This is a genomic window from Desulfosporosinus sp. OT (assembly GCF_000224515.1).
Lineage (GTDB): Bacteria > Bacillota > Desulfitobacteriia > Desulfitobacteriales > Desulfitobacteriaceae > Desulfosporosinus.
The window spans coordinates 1-18,499 of the sequence record NZ_AGAF01000263.1; the positions used below are offsets into that span (position 1 = coordinate 1).

Here is an 18,499-nt window from a genome sequence, read left to right on the forward strand (position 1 = left end):
CGGCCGTCCAAGAAGCTTTGGACCAAGCGCGAATATAATTACTCACGAAACGTCAAATGAAGCACTAATTAAGCTTCATTTGACGTTTGATTAGATTAATAATCCAGTACAATCGGTATTTGCCACCGACTTCTGACATCTAAGTAAAGGGAGTATTATTGCTCATGAGAACGTGTAACGCTAAAGAAAGCTTTGTAAAATCCCAACTATTTATGGATACAATGGTTAGCATTAAAATCGTAACTTCCCGAGGAAAATCGAAAATCGAAGAAAGTATGGAACGGGCCTTCGCAGCCTTTCACCACGTAGAATGTGTGTGTAGTCGGTTCAATAGCCAAAGTGAAATCAGCCACCTTTCTACACAAGTCGGTATTGCGGTCCCAGTCAGCCCTCTCCTTTTTGAAGCAGTTCGCTTTGCATGGGAAGTCGCCGATTTTACCGAGGGAGCCTTTGATCCAACAATAGGTAATACCTTAGCGATGTACGGTTTTAATTGTAATTACCTGACAGGATACAAAACAATTCCAACAACCAACGCAGATACCTCTATCAGCTATCTTGATATTGAATTGAATAATGAAGAGCAAAAGATCCTTCTGAAAAAACCATTGATCCTTGATTTAGGAGCTGTAGCTAAAGGTTTGGCTGTCGATTTGGCAGTCAAAGATTTAGCTCAATTTGAGGGATTTTTAATCGACGCGGGCGGCGATATTTTTACCGGTGGGATGAATGACTATGATGAACCTTGGCGGATTGGCATTCGTCATCCGAGCAAAAACGATGAAATCATCCGCTCCCTTCAACTCACCAATATGGCAGTTTGTACTTCTGGCAGCTACGAACGCGTTAGTCCTATCAGGAAAGATACCCACCATCTTATTAATCCCCACTCCAAGATTCCCATGTCCGATATATTAAGTTGTACTGTGATTGCTCCTTTCACCATGCTTGCCGATGCCTTTTCAACAGCGGCTTTTATTTTAGGAAGAGAGAAAGGGTTGCAACAACTTGAACTCGCCGGACTTGGCGGCCTTTTAATAACCCCTACCTTAGAAATGTTTTTGACGAAAGAAATGAGGCGGTACCTGTTATGACTTTCAATACCACCGTAATCAACAATAAAGTTAATCCTGTCGATACTTCTTCCGGCCGTATTTTTCTTACCCCAAAGACCTACGTTCTGATCGTCCTGCTCATTATCTCTGCGATTGCTGGGACGAACTCAGCCGACCTCAAGGGAATTTTAAATGTTGGAGTAGCCGCGATAACGGCAATCCTTTTCGATGGGATAATCTTTAGGTTCCAAAGCAGAAAAAAGTTATTCTCTGATGGAGGTGTTATTACCGGGCTGATCATTGCGCTTGTTTTAGATTCAACGACTCCCTGGCACATTGTCGCAGTAACCACAGTCATCGCACTTAGTTCCAAACATTTGTTTAATGTCAATAAGAAGCCTATCTTTAACCCCGCGGCATTCGGACTATTAGTTGCCATTTTCTTATTCTCAAGTGAACAAAGCTGGTGGGGAGCCTTTCCTGAACTCTCGGTTTGGACAGTTGCTTTCTTGCTCATTGGAGGCTTCCTCGTAACAGAGCGGGTTAACAAGTTCCCTCAAGTCTTAGTCTTTTTAGGTGGCTATTTTGCCTTGTTACTGATCATGGGTTTTTTCGGCATTAGTCAAGCAGGCGATGCTCTTCGCATTCCTTTTATAAATTGTGCTTTATTTCTAGCCTTTTTCATGGTAACGGACCCTCCAACTTCTCCTGGAAAGTACAAAGACCAAATTTGGTTTGGTATCATTACAGCCCTTGCGTCCATCATTATTTACATTATTTTTGGTGGACTGTCCTATCTACTGATCGGGCTACTACTTGCTAATGTATGGAATGTCCTGCGAGTATACATGGCTAAAGTGTTTTTTGCTTCAAGGGGACTTGAAAATAAAGTTTAGTTCCTTGCCCTGGTTTGCTTTCAGCCCGTATAATACCCGAGTGTCCTTCAATAATCCACTTTGCAATGGACAAGCCCAAACCACTTCCACTCTCGGAACGAGTTCGTGACTTATCCGCCCTGAAAAAGCGGTCAAATATATACGGTAAATCTTCTTCAGTGATTCCTATCCCCGTATCTTCTATAATGATTTCCACGCGTTGCCTTTGCTGTCGACATAAAACGTTAATCTTGCCGTCAACTGGAGTATATTTCACGGCATTATCTAATAAGATAACGAGCAGCTGGCGCAGTCGATCCGGATCACCCATAACGTTGATTTTCTCATCCGCACTAACGCTTAACTCAATATTTTTCGATTGCGCTAACCAGCGAAATTGCTCGACCACCTCATTGAGCATTATGTCAAAAGTAAAGTATTTAAAGGAAAATTCGGGTTCAACGGAACCGGAACGAGCTAAGGTTAAAAGCTCCGCCACTAATTTAGTCATTCTTTTGGCTTCGTTAAGTGCGAAACTGATCTTTTCACTTTCTTCCTCAATGGTCTTTTCAGGATGACGGTACAACAATTCAAGATTAGCTTGTACAACCGTCAAGGGTGTTCGCAATTCATGAGAGGCGTTCGCTACAAATGTCTGTTGTTTATGCCAAGAATTCTTGATGGGAACAAGCGCTTTCTGCGCCAAGAAACAACCCATTAGCAAGGAAACCCCCACTCCAACCAGACCACCCATAAGAAGAACAAGGAATAAGCTATTCAGCATATTCCTTTCTGGTTCTATGTTTTGGATGACCTGCAAAACGCTCGCCGATTTTAGAGATTCAGGAAGCCCAGCTTTTTTCACAGAGACGGTTAGAACACGATAAAAGTGATCCTGTATTGCTAGAGTTTTAACACCCTCACTACTTAAAGAGGCCTTAAACTGTTCTATTCCCATCATGTTGAAAGCTTCTTCAGGTGCTTTTGCCAACAACTGTTGGTTGGGGTCCCATAAAAGTAGAATATTGCGACGCACTTCTTCTCTTTCGCCCGTTGATTTATTCGAAAAATCCTCAAATTGATCGCTCTGTTGATTCTCTGCTGTTTGGATCAAAGTGTTATCAAGTTCTACATACAACCGATATTCAGTATAAAAATAGATCGTCAACCCTAAGCTAATAAGCACGAATAACATGATTATAGAATTCAAGGTAACCAGACGAATCCGAGTTTTTTGAAACATGCCCACAGGATCTACTCCCTTCTGAAGACGTAGCCTACTCCCCGAATCGTGCGGACATATTCTGCACATTGCGACAACTTCTTGCGCAAGAAGTGCACGTAAACATCGACCATTGATATTGCAGCTTCGGAATCCAATCCCCAAACTCGGTCAAAAATTTGTTCACGAGTCAATATTTGTTCACGATTATATAAAAGGTATTCTAACAGTTCATATTCCTTGATCGTAAGTTTTAGCGGTTTTCCATCAACAAATCCCTCATGCTCACTGGAGCGAAGCGAGATGGGTCCATATCTAAGTTCGTCTTCATCTACTGGTCTATTACGCCGTAAAAGTGCCCTAACTCTGGCCAACAATTCTTCGACTGCAAACGGCTTCACTAGATAGTCGTCTGCTCCCACATCTAACCCATTAACTCGGTCCTGCACACTATCTTTGGCCGTTAAAAGAAGAATCGGGGTATGAATTTCTTTGCTTCGCAATTCTTTTACGATCAACAGCCCACTTTTATGCGGTAGCATTATATCAAAAATAAGTAAATCATAAATATTTCGTTCAGCGAGGAATAATCCATTATCGCCATCGATGGCAAACTCCACCTCATAAAATTCTTCTTTCAGGATCGAGATGAGTGTTTTCAATAAAGGCTGATCGTCTTCAACCACTAATATTTTCATAACTTGTTCCTTTCAAGCTGCTGGTACTTCTATTTTTCTTAGACGAAGACAAATATTTAATCTATCTGCATTCAAAAAGGACATCGCACTATCCATTATTCTACATCAATTACTAATAACCTGTCCGTTAGTTAGTAGTTTCACGGAATCCATAAGCAAATATTCGACCTCACACCCTTTTACATACAATTCCTTACCTGAAGACTGTTCAACTCGACAAACATGCAGTATTCTATTTGTATTGCCCAAATTCCAGCCATGGTATCTGAGGGGGTAAGGTTAAGTGGTATGGACAAACCAAAACCCTGTAGTGCCATTTTTAAACACTGCAGGGTTTCCTTTCAATGTGAGAGTATTCTCTTCTTATCTCGGAAGTAAGTAACAACACATAAAATATGTTTTGCTAAGGTAAGAAAGTGCGAACGTGAAAATCACACTGAGAGTCTTCGGTTTCAGTCGTGAATACTTGAATACCCGTTACCTTTGCCTCACGGCTAAGTTCAGCAATCGCAGCAAGATCAGGACGCAAATGCCATATTGCCTCCAATGTATTTAACGAAATAAATCGAGCGATTTAATTTCTGGAGTTTATTTCATTCTCTAGTTCTAAAATCATATTATGGACGGATTTGTTAACCTCATCGTTAAATTGGCTGCTCACACCATCATGTTTAAAAATGCCATTCCTCATGCTTTCTGCTACACGTTTAAATTTGTTGCGATGCACCTTGAGTGTTTTAGAGTTCATGTTAGTATAGATACTCATTGCTTTTTTCTCCTTACTTGTGTTAAATAAATTTTGCTCCATTATTATACAGCTAATTATAATCATTATCAACTTCTTAATATAATGTTTAAATATTTAGAATAACCAACCTCCTTATCGCTTATGTCAATAGTATTATCTATCTACCCCCTTGATCGCTTCTTACTCGTAACCTTAAGTACTCCTAACAAAAAGATAATCATCCAGAGCCACCAAGGAGTATATGAGACAATCAACCTTGCCCCAAGCAACACCCCTTTAATTATAGAATTCACTATTACATTGGTGTCGAGCACTTTTCTCATCCTCCTTTCCCTCTCGCTTACCCATAATTCATTTTAGATCCGGAGCCTTTCTTAAAAGAAAAAAAGGGCCTTATTAAGCTGAGCCCATTGTTATACTTATGCTACATCTTCCCAAAAAACCACTGCGGGTACTTACTCGGTCTTAAATGTCAAATGGCCTCACTTCCTAGCTTATCTAATAGAAGTGTCTAGCGTACAAAAGCTTTTGGGGTAAGAATTACAATCGGATGTGGCGACCGTTTCATACAAACTTAACAATTGACTTAGTAATAAACTTCCAGTTACCCTGCAAACTTTGTCCAAGATTTGGGATACCCAACTAACTAACCATATTAATTCACAACATAAAGGCTAAATGAAATTACCTTTATTTTACTCCTTGTGTCTCATAGTGAATGCGGAAAGAAGGCTGCTCCACAGGAGCAACCTTCTTCTAGCTAGGATAATCAAATCTATAAATTACAGATTGCCATTCTCATATGCCTGTCGGGTCAAATTTCCTGGTTTTGCACTGAAATTTTTCGGAAGATATTCTTTATCAATTATGTCTTCATAGTTAATGTCACTGAAATAGTTACAAAAAGTAATTTCAACATATATCAATCTTCTGTTCTCCTTGTCAGCTAAAGCATAAACATAACCACTATCTCTGTTAGCCAAAACTGAACATACTGGATAATCAAATCCTGTTGCATCATATATTAGATAATCCACTGAGGAATTCAAATTTTCCAATCTCTCGGTTTCCTTTTTATAATCTTCCGCATTACATGAATATATAAGATATACAACATAGTTTGGGTCCCATGGATTATAGTAATAATAACAAAAGTCTTCTATATTCGCCGAACTCGGGATGCTTTGAGGGAATATTTCATTGCGATGCTTCCCTTCATTTCCAAGATATTCACTGTAATCCGAAATATCCATAGTCTTATCCTTTTCGGTGAACAAACCACAACTGCCGCAAATTAACATTGCTATTATTATGGAGAAAATTAGTAGTATCTTTCTCAAATCTCTACTCCCTCAAACGGCCACTATACCCTTTCTTGGCCTAATTATTACATACACCTTAAGTAAAACTTGTCATAAACAGTCGATATGAACAAAAATGCTCCCGCCGGACGTGAGCACAATTAATCTAAGGATTCACGCTACGTTATCTCTGACAGCCATCTTGATTTCTCCAGCTATCCAAAAGTCCTCTTTTATCGATTCAAAAGGTCTCCGCTTCCCCTTGGTAGAATAACCATATAAACAAACACCTTTGAGAGAGGAGAGAATTATATGGAGAAAACGGTTGTGATCGTTTACTTAGGTATTGCCATTATTATGGTTATTTCCGCTATTATCTTAGGACGTAGACCCAGCTAATACGTAAACGAAGATACTCAATGCTTCAGACTTTGTTATATTCAGTTTTCTGATAATACCCTTCAAGACTTGGAGCGACATTTTTCATAACCCATCTTGATCTTGCTTCCTCCCTTTTCAGTAACACTTGTCCTCTTCCACTCATAGACTGCCCTAAGGTGGTGAAGCGACAGTGTTATTGCGTTGCCCCAATTGCAAGTGCATGGACCACTTAAGTAAGTGGATCAAATGTACAGCGGATACCTTAAAAATGGACCTTATTTCAGCAGCTAAATGTCCTGCTTATGTCTGTCCAAAATGCAAAAGTCCATCACCCACCGCAAGTATTCCACGTATTAACCACTAGCGGCTTCATAGCCTACCTGTTGAGATTCAGATCAAAATGTCATCATCCAGATTTACTTTATGCCCCAGTGGATGTTTTCTGTTACCCACTGGGGTATCGTTACCTTTAGTACTTAAAAAATGAACATCACTGCTTCTTACAAGGAAGCAAAATCACTTCATACAATGATATCTGTAGACTTAAAAAGGACCACTCGCAAGTGGTCCTTGACAATTGTGAAAACGGGATGGAGTCATTAAGTAATATCCAGCTTTTATTTAGGCAACTCTATAGATATGCCTGCGAGAATGATATAGTAGAAAAAGGTTATTTTGTGGAAATTGATAGAGAGAAACCTGAAAGTTTAGAAGTATTTTTACCGAAAAAGAAAGAAATCGGCTATAGGATAATGCAATTTCTAATTTTAATTTTTTAATCGAATTTTAATTTTAGTCAAATCGTCCTTGAAGTTTTTCAGGATACAATTTACTCATACTCAATTGCGGACAAAAAAACACAAAAACTGTGATTAGTTTTTTACGCAAGCGAAATCCTAAAAAACAAGGGGGACATTATTATGACAATCGTAGAACAAGTGGAAAAACTCTGTGCAATGGCCAATATAAGTTTCGAAGAAGCCAAGGCTGCCCTTGATGCGGCAAATGGTGATTTGCTTGAAGCCATTATTTATCTGGAGAAGCAAGGTAAGATACACGCACCGACCGGAAGCGGCTATTATAGCAGCGAAAAAATTATTGACACCAGTGCCGTGGCCTACAAAGAAAATGGTAGGGAGCAGCATCATAACTGTCACAAAGGAAAAACTATTATTACTATTATAAAAGACATCGGTAAATTTTGTTTAAAAATGCTCCGCAAGGGTAATATTAATACCTTTGAAGTGCTCAAAGGCGAGGAAATCAAGGCCTCTTTTCCAGTCACTGTCCTTGGCTTGCTGCTTATATTCGCGTTTTGGGTTACGATTCCACTGATCATTATCGGACTGTTCTTTGGCTTCCGTTATCGCTTTAATGGACCCGATTTCAGCAACAATACGGTCAATGATGCTATGAATAGCGCAGCCGATGCCGCTGAAAACCTTAAGAAATCCATAAATATCTAAGAGAAATATTGGGAATGGTGGGACTTGCCATGAGTTCGAAAATATTGATTATTGAAGACGAAGAAAAAATTGCCCGATTTGTTGAGCTTGAGCTGGGCTATGAAGGTTATACCACAACAAAGGCCTTTGATGGCCGGACAGGACTTGAACTCGCCGAAACCGGCGAGTTCGACCTCGTTTTGCTGGATATTATGCTGCCTCAGTTAAGCGGCATGGAAGTACTTCGCAGAATCCGCCGCACGTCCTCAGTTCCCATCATCATGTTAACCGCGCGAGACAGCGTGATCGATAAGGTCTCCGGACTTGACAGCGGGGCAAGCGATTATATCACCAAGCCTTTTGCCATTGAGGAGCTTCTCGCCCGAATCCGCTCTGCCCTCAGAAAAACTATGCCGGAAGACTCGGGGGTGCTATCAGCCTCAGGTCTGATTCTGGACACGGGTCGGCGTATGGTTACTATGATGGGCAAACCCATTGATCTGACAAAACGCGAATTTGACCTTCTTCACTTTTTGCTAAGAAATAAAGGAATCGTCATTTCCAGGGAAGCACTGCTTGAGAATGTCTGGGGTTTTGATTTTACCGGAGAGACTAACGCAGTCGATGTCTATGTTCGTTTTCTGCGTGGAAAAATTGACGAAGTGTTTGATATTAAACTAATTCACACAGTAAGAGGAGTGGGATATGTGATTAAGGATGAACGATGAGCCGTTAAACAGCCCGCAGAGCCGAATCGGAGATAGAATACGCTTTTCTATTGTATGGAAGCTCAATCTAAAACTATTTTTTCGTATGCTAGGGCTTTTTTTAGTCCTTGACGTACTTCTAGGCCTAGGGGCCGCGACTGGACTTGTTGTACGCTTGGAGCAGAATGTAGCGGCAGCAGCCGAAATTCTACATAAAACAGGACTGCCTACCCCGGATACAGAAAGATGGCTTGCACTTTCTGATTGCAGCATTTCGTTGCCAACGGAAGACCCGATAGGATTTCAGATACCCACACCCTTCCAGAAAGACCTGTCCCCACTAACGGCGTCCGGTATCAGGAGCATCAACCTACCTGAGGCAGAAGGCTTGACCGCTTGGGAACAAATTAAGGATGTCACTTACAATGTAACGATCGAAGACAACAATCGATCTTATCGTATTTCCCTCCGCCCTGGGAAGACTCTTTTGGTATTCGTAGTGATGGTTGCCCTGGTATTGATTCTAGAGCTTTTAATGTTATTGCGCAGTATTTCCACAGGCGTACGAATGATCCGCAATACTCTCCGCCCTATTCAAGACTTAGCTGAAGCGGCGCAAAATTTGAATTCCAGCGGCGTCTTTACTCCGCAACAACTGGAAGTTCTGGCAGACAAGTTGGACGACATCAACGCCACAAGGCTGGATACAAGAATTTCCCTAGGTGATACGCAAAGCGAATTGAAAACCCTGGCTTCTGCGATAAACGGAATGCTGGACCGAATCAACGAATCCTACCGTTCTCAGGTGCGCTTTGTGTCGGACGCGTCTCATGAGCTAAGGACACCGATTTCGGTTATTCAAGGGTATGCAAATCTGTTGGATCGCTGGGGTAAGAACGATGAAAAGACACTGCAAGAGTCGATCGATGCCATCAAAGATGAAACAGAGAATATGAAGGGGCTGGTGGAACAGCTTTTGTTCCTGGCACGGGGGGATAATAACACCATGCCTCTGCAAATAGAGCGTTTTGAATTGTCCGCTCTTGCCCTAGAAGTGCTGCGAGAAACTCAGATGATTGACGGTGGACACGAATACGATTCGCAGGTTGCAACCGTTTTCATTAAAGCAGATAAAGGCCTCATCAAACAAGCGACACGGATCCTGATTGATAATGCCCTGAAATACACTCCCTTGGGTAAACAGATCACCATTTCTGTTTCTAGGGCAGACGGCAATGCCCGGCTGACCGTACAGGATGAAGGTATTGGAATCGCTCCCGAGGCAGTTCCTCAGATTTTTGACCGATTCTTCCGCGCCGACGAATCTCGCGCCAGAGCTACAGGTGGGACCGGGCTGGGCTTATCCATAGCAAAATGGATCACAGAGCGACATGGCGGGCACATAGAGGTCTTAAGCCGGCAGGACATCGGCACTAGAATTTCTCTTTTGCTCCCCACCGCACCTGAAGCATAGTGCTTGCATTCATACTCCCGCGACATCTGATGATAAGCTCAAATAATTGAGGGGCTTTTGGTTTGTGCATTTGCCGATGCAAATTTTATTTTGCAATAGCCGCTCAGTGTTAAGCAGATGAATACCTCATCATCCTGCGGGTCAGATTAAGATTATTACCGCTTGTCAGGAGTTCGAAAACGATCCTTCGTTTAATGTCAAAATGACACCCGAAAAGGGCTCCGAAGATAACCATCTTCAGAGCCCTTCCTTTTGTTTCAGAGAGTGATTTCCCTGATTTCTAAGATTGCTTAGCTAACGCACTCTGATAGCCCGTTCTAGCTTGATCCGTGATCGCGGGATCCAAGCTCGGCCCTTGTAGAACGGTCCAGTAGTATTTTGCGGCAGTAGCGTACGAAGTAGCATTATCCTCCAGGACTAAAGCATCTGCTTCATCTAAGAGTTTGCCATAGGAACTTAGGATTTTCTGCGAGACAATCGTCTTATCTTCAGCCGTGATCGCTGAACTTTTATAATCCGTAATATAAAATCCTAAGCCTTGCACATAATAATCGCCTCTAGGTTCTAGATCAATGTGAAAGCCGTACCAGTAATCTCCGTTAGTAATCAACGATTCGGGATCGAACGCCAGATCCCCTGTATGCACAGGGGTCGGAGTGCTCCAGCAACTGGAGAGGTTGGGAGGATTTTCAGCAGGCAGAAGAGACTTCAAAAGTTTTGTGGCCCCCGGGGCAAACGTAATTGCGCTGTTGTACTTCTGTCCCATCAGACCAAATACCTTATCTTGATAGGCATCTTCACCCGTAAAATAATTTGGGTTATTCTGCTCAGTCCAAGCATTATAGCCCCATACGGCAAAATACCAGTTTTCCAAGACATTGCGATTTCCGTCTCCAATCTTGGGGTAAGCTCGCCACTTATTGTTAAGGATTTGGCAACCCGCTTCAAGGTTATAATCCAGATCGCTTTTCAGTTTCTCCACATCATATTCCGGATAATTCACTGGAGAGATTTGCATAATTCCAATACCACCATCGCTTGATACAAACGGTTGATCTGGTAAAGGCAGCCCAGTCGCAGGATCCAGTTTGTATTGCTTCCAACCGCTCTCCATCCAGGCCAGAGCTTTGAGGAGCACAGGCGGAATATCATATTTATTGGCCATATCCTCTATTTTCTGACCAATCATTGCAGTTTGAACGCTTGTATCAACTTCGACACCAAGATTGCGCTGGCTCTCTGTAACTACCGCTTCACCACCTAGTGCTGTAACAACACTGGTGGCGGACATTTTGCTTTTCACGAAGGCACCTGCTTTAGGAGACGCAACACCATCGGTGAGAACAATTGCCGACTTAGTTTGAGCGGCAAGTGGTGCACCAGAGAGTGCATCAATGCCCGTTACACCATTAGCCAAGTATACCTGTTCAAATTCGAGGGAGGTGGTGAAGTCTTTAATAACTTGATCATTCGTATCATACGCTGTGACTCCGTAGTGGCGCGTTGGTGTTGGGAGTTGAGCTAATACAGAATCACGAATGACGCCTGTTCCCCCTATAACATCCGAGGCTGCTATACCTGAGTTGGCTTCCAAAAATGCTTGTGCACCAGCAGAAAGTCCAGTGGGGTTCGTTAAAAGAATTGGTTCACTCGCCTGGGAAGCAATAGACGCTATCGAGAGCGCATCTTGGATCAGCCAACCATAAGCAACAGCAACTTTAGTCACTGGGGTGCCGAGGGTAACCATTTGTTTAGCAATGTTCACGGATGTTTCAATACGATCAACTCCACCGAGGGGTAGAACCGTAATTTTCATAGCGTTTAATTCATCGAGGACACCTTGACTAATTACAGCAGTTCCGCTGGTCACATATACTTTCGTAACCGCAAGTTTAACAAGTTCTTCTTTGGTAGCAGGGTCAAGGGCTTTTCCAGGTCCGGTCAGAAGGATAGGCGCTTTAAGGTAGGCAGCAAGCGGGCCGGATGTCAGGGCATCAACCATACCATAGGAAGCTGAGGAAGCAAGAATCGCGGTTCCTGTCCAGCCTGTTTGATCGGCAATTTTTATAGCGGTTTGTTCCGCCGTTGTACCAGCTAAGCGAGTCGGAACTGTCTCTGCAGCAAATGCCTTTAAAGGAAGCACCGTCAGAGTCATACCTGCTATAGCTAAAGATGCTAAGATTTTTTTCGTTTTCATCTAGTGAATTTTTCTCCTCTCGTCTTGGCTCTCTTCTCGATCACTAATATTTCAAGTGATTTAGCATAGGTTAATCGCTAAACATACTGCGACTTTGTTTGCGCAAATGTCATTATCGTCCTATGTTGTCCTACATTAGGTTATTCGTTAGCGAAATACATTTTCCTTTTTACAAAATTTTAATTAAATTATAAGTGCCAGGATGAGTAAAATCTCCTCTTGTATAATTGAAACAAGAGGAGATTTCGATAATGAGGAGTATAATTTAATATTGAACATCTTTTAAGTATAGGCCTTTTGCTTGAGCTAACGGCCCCGCTTCCCAGCGTTTCTTTTTATCTAATATCTTTTCAACATCCACTGGCTTAAGATTACCTTTACCGACTTCAATAAGTGTCCCAACAATGATTCTTACCATATTCCACAAAAATCCATTTCCATTGACCTCTATTGCTAGATGTCCTTCCTTTTCAATAATATTGATATAATTGATCGTTCTAATCGTCGATTTGTCACTATTTCTTGAGTTCGTATAACTTTGAAAATCATGAGTGCCAATTAAAACCTCTGAAGCCTTTCTCATTTCGACGAGATTAAGTTTCTCCGCCAAGTGATATGCATATTTTCTGTTAAAAACATCTCTGAATTTATTGGTATTCATTCTGTAGACATAGGTTTTCGATATCACATTATATCGGGCATGGAATCTCTCAGCGACATCTTCAATCGATTTAACCCCTATATCCTCGGGCAAATACTCGTATAAATAATCCAACATCCTGTTAGTACTAAAAGTCGATTTCGTATGGAAATTGGCGATGTAATTTTCAGCATGTACCCCTGAGTCCGTACGTCCACAACCCACTATCTGAATATCTTCGCCTGTCATTTTGGATAATACGGCTTCTATTTTGCCTTGAATTGTTAAATCATTTTCTTTTTGTCTTTGCCATCCTTTATATTTAGAACCGTCAAATGCTATAGTCATTTTTAAATTTCTCATTACGTTCCACCTTATAATTCATTCTTTGCTTAGCATCCATCGAACATTAGCGTACAGCCTTGTAACACTATCGGATTCAAACAAGCATACGTTAGTATACTACATAATTATAAAGAGATGTATCTAAACATTGAAGTAAGACAGTTTTATTGATTGTCTTTTTTAAAGAACTTATAAATTTTCCCCTGATAAAACAGCAGCACTGCAGGAACTAGCAAAAAGAGCAGCCTACCCACAATCGTATTGGCAAAAAGAATCAGCGCTCCCAGCCAGCGGTTTCTCCCACGGTATATGCCGTGTACTTCCGGTCGCGTTACAGTTTTCTTCATAGCTCCGATCTGGGACATGGGGGGATAATTGTCAATATCTACGGTTAATTGGTTTCCGGTCTTGATAACTCGTTCTACATAGAGCACGTTATTCTGTTCAAAAAGTATGATTTGCCCTTTCTCGATCGGATACTGGACATCAACCTTCTGAAAATAGGCCAGATCATTGATCATAATCTCTGGCTCCATAGTACTGGTGCTAAACACGAAAGGGATTACTCCACGTATGGTGACCTCTTGTCCGGGTGTGGACGCATTGATCAAAATAACAAATAGATTGAAAGCCAAAGCGGCACAGATAAAAACAATCAGAAATAGGGTGGTCACAGTATCGACGATTCTGCTGCGCCATCCCTCCTTGATCTTACTGCCGAGCAATTTGTGCTTGCCCGTTTTTGAGTCAATTTCTACAAGTATCATATTGGCCGGCGTGATGGCTGCGTCGGAAGGAAGGTTATAGTACTTGGCGAGATTTTTGCTTTGAACTAAGCATATTAGGCAGCAGACTATCATAATCCCCACCCCAAATAACCAATACAACGAAAGCTTCAGATTAAACAGAGTAAAGAAGTTCTGCATTAACACACGGTTGGAAATAACTGCATACTCTCCCAACGTTATTTTTAGCACGAAAATTAGGACGGCGGAAAAAAAAGTCCAATACCGGCCGTTAATGACAGTTTTGGCGTAGAGAGAAAATGTCATGGAAATAATCGTGATCAGGAGCAGGTCTCCCAGCCCAACAAGGTAGAGAGTTGGCAGATAGGACACAATAAAGGTGTATTTCAGAAAGAAGGTGAGGATTATCGTAACCACGAAACCAACACTATAAATTAGCAACACAGAATACATAAGGGCAAAAAACTTAGAAAAGAACATGATCACCGGTTGATAACCCATTTGAATCAAGAGATACCAAGAGTTTTTTCTGATTTCCGAGAAAAAAAGATAGTCATAATAGACAATGAAATAGATAATGTTAAAAACAACCGCTATGTGAATATACAGGTAAACTGTGGAAAAGTAACTGGCCTGCATAATTTCGGGAACAACATCGGAAAGCACGCTTTTCTGTAGAGTCTGAAACACAAAATAAAGGGCAAACGAAACCAGACCCAGAAAAAGAGCCGAACCTATTTTCCGATTAGTACTGATTTTATTTCCCATATAGGCTTGGCGAAGTTCTTTTTTGAAATAGCTATTTTTATAAATCATCCTGCCGCATAAGCTCCTCATAGGCATTTTGCACTGTTTTAGGATTAATCTCCATCGAATCCGGCGTAAAACCAGACTCTACGATTTTTTTATATATTGCACCATGGTCGCTTGCTTCTGAATCTTTGCTACTAATCAACAGACTTTCGTCTTTGGAGTCTAACTTATAGTCGGGCAGTAGCAGGGCGAGTTTCTCCGTCATGGCGTGAGCGGCCTTATCCTGGATAATCACTTCCACCCTATCAAACTTCAAGCGGAAATTCTCCACAGTACCGCTGTAGATTAATCGCCCATCCTTCATGATTGCCGCATGGGAACAAGCCTTTTCAATTAATAGGCAGTTTTGAGTGGCTAGCATTAGGGTTTTTCCGCGCTCTCTGATAAAGCTGGTAATTTTAGCGATAGCATTAATGAGTACTTCATCCCATACGTATTCAGGAAAATTAAATACAATCATCAGACTGTCTGAGTAGGCGGCTGCAATTAAGGTAATCACAGCTTTTTCTTCTTTGGTCAACATCTGGTTGGGCATTAAGGAAAGGTGGCCTAATCCGATCGATATAATTAATTCAAAGATCTGTTCCTGCAGCACCACTCTATTGATCTTAAACCTGGCAGTAGCAAACATCAGAAATTCCAGGACATTCATATTGTTATAAAGCATATTTGGGCTTCCTATATAAAACACATGCTTAAGGATCACCCGTTTAAGCCTCATCATGCCCCGTTCGATCAAAACACATTTACCTCTGTCATAGGGTCTGATGTTGGCCATGATTTCCAGCAACAGCTTGATTTCAAATAGTGACGTTCCATTGATACCCCAGGCTTCCGCTCTTTTGATCAACAAAGTGATGTCGTCCAGCACTCGCCGAGGTCTCTCTTCGCCGACCAAAAAATGTTCGACTGATGAAAGGCCTTCCATCACTACAACTCGTTCAGGAACATGTTCCATATCTATTTCTCCCATTGAATCCGCTTTAGGTTAACGGTATTTTGGCAAAAAATACGCCAACCACCCTGTTTGGCGTGAGCAGATCCTGATCTGGCGAATTTATCGGGTTGTCCCCTTTTGTACGGTAAGCGCTACTGCCGTTATCATTAAGAACCTCGATAATCCGATGCGTGACAAGAGCATTGGATAAAGTCCTGAACGTAACAATGTCATTTACTTTAAGTTTTTCCGGGTCTTTAGGCTTCCGACTAACAATCACTGCACCGACTTGCAACGTAGGTTCCATACTCCCAGACTCTACGGCAAAAAGCTGAAAACCTAGGACGTTGGGAATTTCTCCCTTGCTCTTTGAAATCTGAATGGAAATAATCGACGACACCAGCAGTAAACATAGAGATGAAAATATTAGCCCACTGACTATTTTCTTAACCTGTCTTCTGAGCGGCAACTGTCCTCTAGATGAGCCTTTTCCTGAGGATATTCCCGCTATTTTTTCTTTTTCCCGCAGGATCTCTTGGCGCATTGCCTCAATTTGTTCCGGTGTCGTATATTTTGTTTGGGTCATGCTTCAACCTTCTTTTTAGGGAATCGGTTATACCACATACGATTGACTTCGTATTATTATGTCCTGTGGATATGTAAAAAATCAGAGTATTACGCATTAACACAATAAACAGGGCGTGAGTCCCTAACGGTACTCGCGCCCTGTTTAAAAACGTTATATATTTCATTTACCTTTATTTCTGAGTACCGGTAACAGACACCTTAACGTCTGTTCCATAATTTGCTCCTGCATAGTTGATATCCGAGTTATCATCACTAGGCCAGTTCACAGATACAGTATAGGTTTTTTCTTGTCCGACCGGGCTCAGCGCAAATTCATCGTTAAATTCTATTTTACCGCTTGAGGTTACTGTACCAACGACGTCGCCAGCGGAATTTTTGACGGTCACTTCCAGCGGCGCAATAACACTTTTGCCGTTCTCTGCTACAACATCAACCGCTAAATTTAAATCCATCGCCGTCTCACTTATGACGTCACCGTCAAAGTTTTTCACGCTGAACTGCCAATCCACATTTTCTGACGGGGCTAATTTTACACCGGTTCTGAAGGTATCTGTGCCGCCTTTTACAAGGGTAAATTCTTTGGCAACAACATTACCTTCAGCAACGTTGTCAATAGTCGTTGTATACATTGCCAAGGTTCCGGCGATCACGGACGTTGAAAAAATTAATACAAGAGCAATAATCGTAAGAACTCTTTTCATCATTTTATTTTTCCTCCAATTTTTAAATAAATTTTTAGTTAAATTCGATATATTGTTTAAGAAATCCGGTTTATCGGTTCTTTAGCTTGTGAACATCAGGGTAAATGCTTGTGCCAAAACTGGTGACACTCGTATAGTTAGAAAGAGTGCCCACGGTTAAAGTAGTAACTAGTACGGCGCTTAAGGCAAGAAGCAAGAGAATCTTTTTCCTCATTTTTCCCCCCTCCTCATCTTATCTAGTTATTATCTATTTAATCCAGCTCAGGACCCTTTTAGTTTAGGGATGCCTTGCCAAATTGACAGCTTAAATCTACGTTGCTGATATCACTGGTATTGCTTCCGCCAACAGTGATTGTTTGAATTGCCTCGGTACCCATACCCAATGCTGGACCACCAAATGATACGCTTTGTCCCGGCAATATATTATCTGTGGCTTGGTTGTTATACGCAGGATTGAGGAATTTGTAATAGCCTGAGGGCGAAGTTGAAACCAGCAGAGCATTACTCCAGACACCAGTCAGCTTGTCTGTGGGCAGGAAGAAGCCAATGTTCCAATTGTTGATAGGTTCTGAGGAATTATTGGTGATGGTGACTCTATAGTTATACTGATAAATACCGCTTTGTCCGTTTTGCCACGGAGTTGTTGTCTCGTAACGAACGCTGAGCTGTTTCCCCTGGGAAGGGTCTTCTGGATTGACAGCAAAAGGCGTCTGGGAAGCAACAGCATCTACATTGATCATTGTTCCGTAATTGCCGCCAGCATACTTAATGTCGGAGGTCCCGTCATCTGGCCAATTTATCTCGACAAAATAATCCTGTTCCTGGCCATTAACTGCCAGAGGAAATGATCCCAATAGATCAAAGGTTCCCACGCCGGTCACACTGTTGAGGGCATTACCGTTTGAGTCCTTGAGCGTGACTTTTAAAGGTTCTATTGCTTGTTTACCTGTCAAAGCTTGGACATGAAAGGTAAGTTTGTAGTACATATCGGTTTCAGACACGATATTGTTTTCATAGTTTTTGACCTTAAACTGCCACTGAGTCGTCTCAGACGGCGCTATTTTTAATCCCTGCTGAAACGTATCCGTGCCTTCTCCAACAAAGATGAACTCTTTAGCTACGACACTGCCTTCAGCCAAGTTGTCAATGGAGACAGTATACATAGCCAATGTTCCTGCCACAATCGAACTCAACATAATTAAAACTAATGCTGAGAGGAAAAGAATTTTTTTCATATTTCACCTCAATAATTTAATAATAATCAAGGCAATTTAAATGTTATTTATAATTTTATCGCTAATTCCTGTTGCTCTGCTATAATAACACGAGAAAAACACTGCAGTCAATTTGTATATTAAACCAATTGTAGCAATCTACATTTAATTATGGTTATTATTCAACGTAACATCATTAGGTAAAACAAGTATTAAATACTTTTAATAACAGGAAACATTATTTTATCTGTTTGACTTCTAAACGAAACAATCTTCTTTCGCTCTTATAGTAAATATTTATATTACTTAAGCTCATCTGTTTAATAGAACATGTTTTTTTGAAGGGTTTTATTAATACACGTTAGATCAATTAGCTATTCGCTAATACAGCGAAAAACACTCTATTTTATGT

At 41.4% G+C, this 18,499-nt stretch carries 18 protein-coding genes; 5 read left to right on the top strand and 13 right to left on the bottom strand.

All coding sequences use genetic code 11. From position 1 onward, the window contains the following. Positions 1-164 precede the first annotated feature (164 nt). Together DOT_RS25155 and DOT_RS25160 are read left to right on the top strand one after the other, a co-directional pair. Entirely contained in the window at positions 165-1,094 is a 930-nt protein-coding gene (locus DOT_RS25155) for an FAD:protein FMN transferase (protein WP_009624416.1), read from the top strand. Next, on the top strand, positions 1,091-1,951 hold the full coding sequence (locus DOT_RS25160; RefSeq protein WP_009624417.1) for an RnfABCDGE type electron transport complex subunit D: 861 nt from the start codon (positions 1,091-1,093) through the stop codon (positions 1,949-1,951). Before DOT_RS25155 ends, DOT_RS25160 begins: the two co-directional genes overlap by 4 nt. Here the strand turns inward: DOT_RS25160 and DOT_RS25165 are convergent. From DOT_RS25165 to DOT_RS25180, 5 genes are all read right to left on the bottom strand, one after another. Further along, positions 1,908-3,173, bottom strand: a complete 1,266-nt coding sequence (locus DOT_RS25165; protein WP_040413492.1) for a HAMP domain-containing sensor histidine kinase — start codon at positions 3,171-3,173, stop codon at positions 1,908-1,910. The genes DOT_RS25160 and DOT_RS25165 overlap by 44 nt on opposite strands. A gap of 11 nt (positions 3,174-3,184) precedes the next feature. After that, complete coding sequence (locus tag DOT_RS25170; RefSeq protein ID WP_009624419.1) at positions 3,185-3,850, bottom strand: response regulator transcription factor; 666 nt, start codon at positions 3,848-3,850, stop codon at positions 3,185-3,187. Between the two features lie 403 nt (positions 3,851-4,253). Further along, the gene (locus DOT_RS32580) at positions 4,254-4,379 is read right to left on the bottom strand and encodes a hypothetical protein (protein WP_009624421.1); all 126 of its coding nucleotides are present in this window, start codon (positions 4,377-4,379) and stop codon (positions 4,254-4,256) included. 45 nt (positions 4,380-4,424) lie between these two features. Continuing rightward, positions 4,425-4,616, bottom strand: a complete 192-nt coding sequence (locus DOT_RS25175) for a hypothetical protein (RefSeq protein ID WP_083824296.1) — start codon at positions 4,614-4,616, stop codon at positions 4,425-4,427. Positions 4,617-5,380: 764 nt separating this feature from the next. Next, complete coding sequence (locus DOT_RS25180) at positions 5,381-5,938, bottom strand: hypothetical protein (RefSeq protein ID WP_009624423.1); 558 nt, start codon at positions 5,936-5,938, stop codon at positions 5,381-5,383. Positions 5,939-7,200: 1,262 nt separating this feature from the next. Between DOT_RS25180 and DOT_RS25190 the strand changes: the two genes are divergently transcribed. Genes DOT_RS25190 through DOT_RS25200 form a run of 3 tightly spaced genes read left to right on the top strand, consistent with a single transcriptional unit; the run spans position 7,201 to position 9,906 of the window. Then, a complete protein-coding gene (locus DOT_RS25190; RefSeq protein ID WP_009624426.1) occupies positions 7,201-7,746 on the top strand; it encodes a UBA/TS-N domain protein in 546 nt (181 codons plus the stop codon). A 29-nt stretch (positions 7,747-7,775) separates the two neighbouring features. Further along, entirely contained in the window at positions 7,776-8,453 is a 678-nt protein-coding gene (locus tag DOT_RS25195) for a response regulator transcription factor (protein ID WP_009624427.1), read from the top strand. After that, positions 8,443-9,906, top strand: coding sequence for a HAMP domain-containing sensor histidine kinase (locus tag DOT_RS25200; RefSeq protein WP_040413484.1), 1,464 nt, complete (start codon positions 8,443-8,445; stop codon positions 9,904-9,906). Before DOT_RS25195 ends, DOT_RS25200 begins: the two co-directional genes overlap by 11 nt. Before the next feature lie 280 nt (positions 9,907-10,186). Here the strand turns inward: DOT_RS25200 and DOT_RS25205 are convergent, their stop codons facing one another. The 8 genes from DOT_RS25205 to DOT_RS25235 form a co-directional block, all read right to left on the bottom strand. After that, entirely contained in the window at positions 10,187-12,103 is a 1,917-nt protein-coding gene (locus DOT_RS25205; protein ID WP_009624429.1) for a cell wall-binding repeat-containing protein, read from the bottom strand. A 265-nt stretch (positions 12,104-12,368) separates the two neighbouring features. Beyond that, on the bottom strand, positions 12,369-13,106 hold the full coding sequence (truA, locus tag DOT_RS25210; RefSeq protein WP_009624430.1) for a tRNA pseudouridine(38-40) synthase TruA: 738 nt from the start codon (positions 13,104-13,106) through the stop codon (positions 12,369-12,371). Between the two features lie 146 nt (positions 13,107-13,252). After that, positions 13,253-14,650 (bottom strand): peptidase S24, encoded by a 1,398-nt coding sequence (locus DOT_RS25215; RefSeq protein ID WP_040413485.1) that lies wholly within the window; start codon positions 14,648-14,650, stop codon positions 13,253-13,255. Further along, positions 14,640-15,605: a hypothetical protein gene (locus DOT_RS25220; RefSeq protein WP_139024306.1), complete on the bottom strand. Its 966-nt coding sequence runs from the start codon at positions 15,603-15,605 to the stop codon at positions 14,640-14,642. Before DOT_RS25220 ends, DOT_RS25215 begins: the two co-directional genes overlap by 11 nt. Positions 15,606-15,630: 25 nt before the next feature. Further along, a complete protein-coding gene (locus tag DOT_RS25225; RefSeq protein ID WP_009624433.1) occupies positions 15,631-16,170 on the bottom strand; it encodes a signal peptidase I in 540 nt (179 codons plus the stop codon). Between the two features lie 172 nt (positions 16,171-16,342). After that, positions 16,343-16,873: a hypothetical protein gene (locus DOT_RS25230; RefSeq protein WP_040413495.1), complete on the bottom strand. Its 531-nt coding sequence runs from the start codon at positions 16,871-16,873 to the stop codon at positions 16,343-16,345. A gap of 70 nt (positions 16,874-16,943) precedes the next feature. Continuing rightward, positions 16,944-17,087 (bottom strand): hypothetical protein, encoded by a 144-nt coding sequence (locus tag DOT_RS31175; protein ID WP_009624435.1) that lies wholly within the window; start codon positions 17,085-17,087, stop codon positions 16,944-16,946. Between the two features lie 58 nt (positions 17,088-17,145). Further along, the gene (locus DOT_RS25235; RefSeq protein ID WP_009624436.1) at positions 17,146-18,108 is read right to left on the bottom strand and encodes a cellulose binding domain-containing protein; all 963 of its coding nucleotides are present in this window, start codon (positions 18,106-18,108) and stop codon (positions 17,146-17,148) included. Positions 18,109-18,499: the final 391 nt, after the last annotated feature.

Bases quoted from the DNA above. Each gene is read 5' to 3' on its own strand.
- DOT_RS25200 (WP_040413484.1), top strand. From the start codon at position 8,443: ATGAACGATGAGCCGTTAAACAGCCCGCAGAGCCGAATCGGAGATAGA.
- DOT_RS25190 (WP_009624426.1), top strand. From the start codon at position 7,201: ATGACAATCGTAGAACAAGTGGAAAAACTCTGTGCAATGGCCAATATA.
- DOT_RS25170 (WP_009624419.1), bottom strand. From the start codon at position 3,850: ATGAAAATATTAGTGGTTGAAGACGATCAGCCTTTATTGAAAACACTC.
- DOT_RS25205 (WP_009624429.1), bottom strand. From the start codon at position 12,103: ATGAAAACGAAAAAAATCTTAGCATCTTTAGCTATAGCAGGTATGACT.
- DOT_RS25225 (WP_009624433.1), bottom strand. From the start codon at position 16,170: ATGACCCAAACAAAATATACGACACCGGAACAAATTGAGGCAATGCGC.
- DOT_RS25155 (WP_009624416.1), top strand. From the start codon at position 165: ATGAGAACGTGTAACGCTAAAGAAAGCTTTGTAAAATCCCAACTATTT.
- DOT_RS25220 (WP_139024306.1), bottom strand. From the start codon at position 15,605: ATGGAACATGTTCCTGAACGAGTTGTAGTGATGGAAGGCCTTTCATCA.
- DOT_RS25160 (WP_009624417.1), top strand. From the start codon at position 1,091: ATGACTTTCAATACCACCGTAATCAACAATAAAGTTAATCCTGTCGAT.
- DOT_RS31175 (WP_009624435.1), bottom strand. From the start codon at position 17,087: ATGAGGAAAAAGATTCTCTTGCTTCTTGCCTTAAGCGCCGTACTAGTT.
- DOT_RS25215 (WP_040413485.1), bottom strand. From the start codon at position 14,650: ATGATTTATAAAAATAGCTATTTCAAAAAAGAACTTCGCCAAGCCTAT.
- DOT_RS25230 (WP_040413495.1), bottom strand. From the start codon at position 16,873: ATGAAAAGAGTTCTTACGATTATTGCTCTTGTATTAATTTTTTCAACG.
- DOT_RS25195 (WP_009624427.1), top strand. From the start codon at position 7,776: ATGAGTTCGAAAATATTGATTATTGAAGACGAAGAAAAAATTGCCCGA.
- DOT_RS25175 (WP_083824296.1), bottom strand. From the start codon at position 4,616: ATGAGTATCTATACTAACATGAACTCTAAAACACTCAAGGTGCATCGC.
- DOT_RS25165 (WP_040413492.1), bottom strand. From the start codon at position 3,173: ATGTTTCAAAAAACTCGGATTCGTCTGGTTACCTTGAATTCTATAATC.
- DOT_RS25235 (WP_009624436.1), bottom strand. From the start codon at position 18,108: ATGAAAAAAATTCTTTTCCTCTCAGCATTAGTTTTAATTATGTTGAGT.
- truA (WP_009624430.1), bottom strand. From the start codon at position 13,106: ATGAGAAATTTAAAAATGACTATAGCATTTGACGGTTCTAAATATAAA.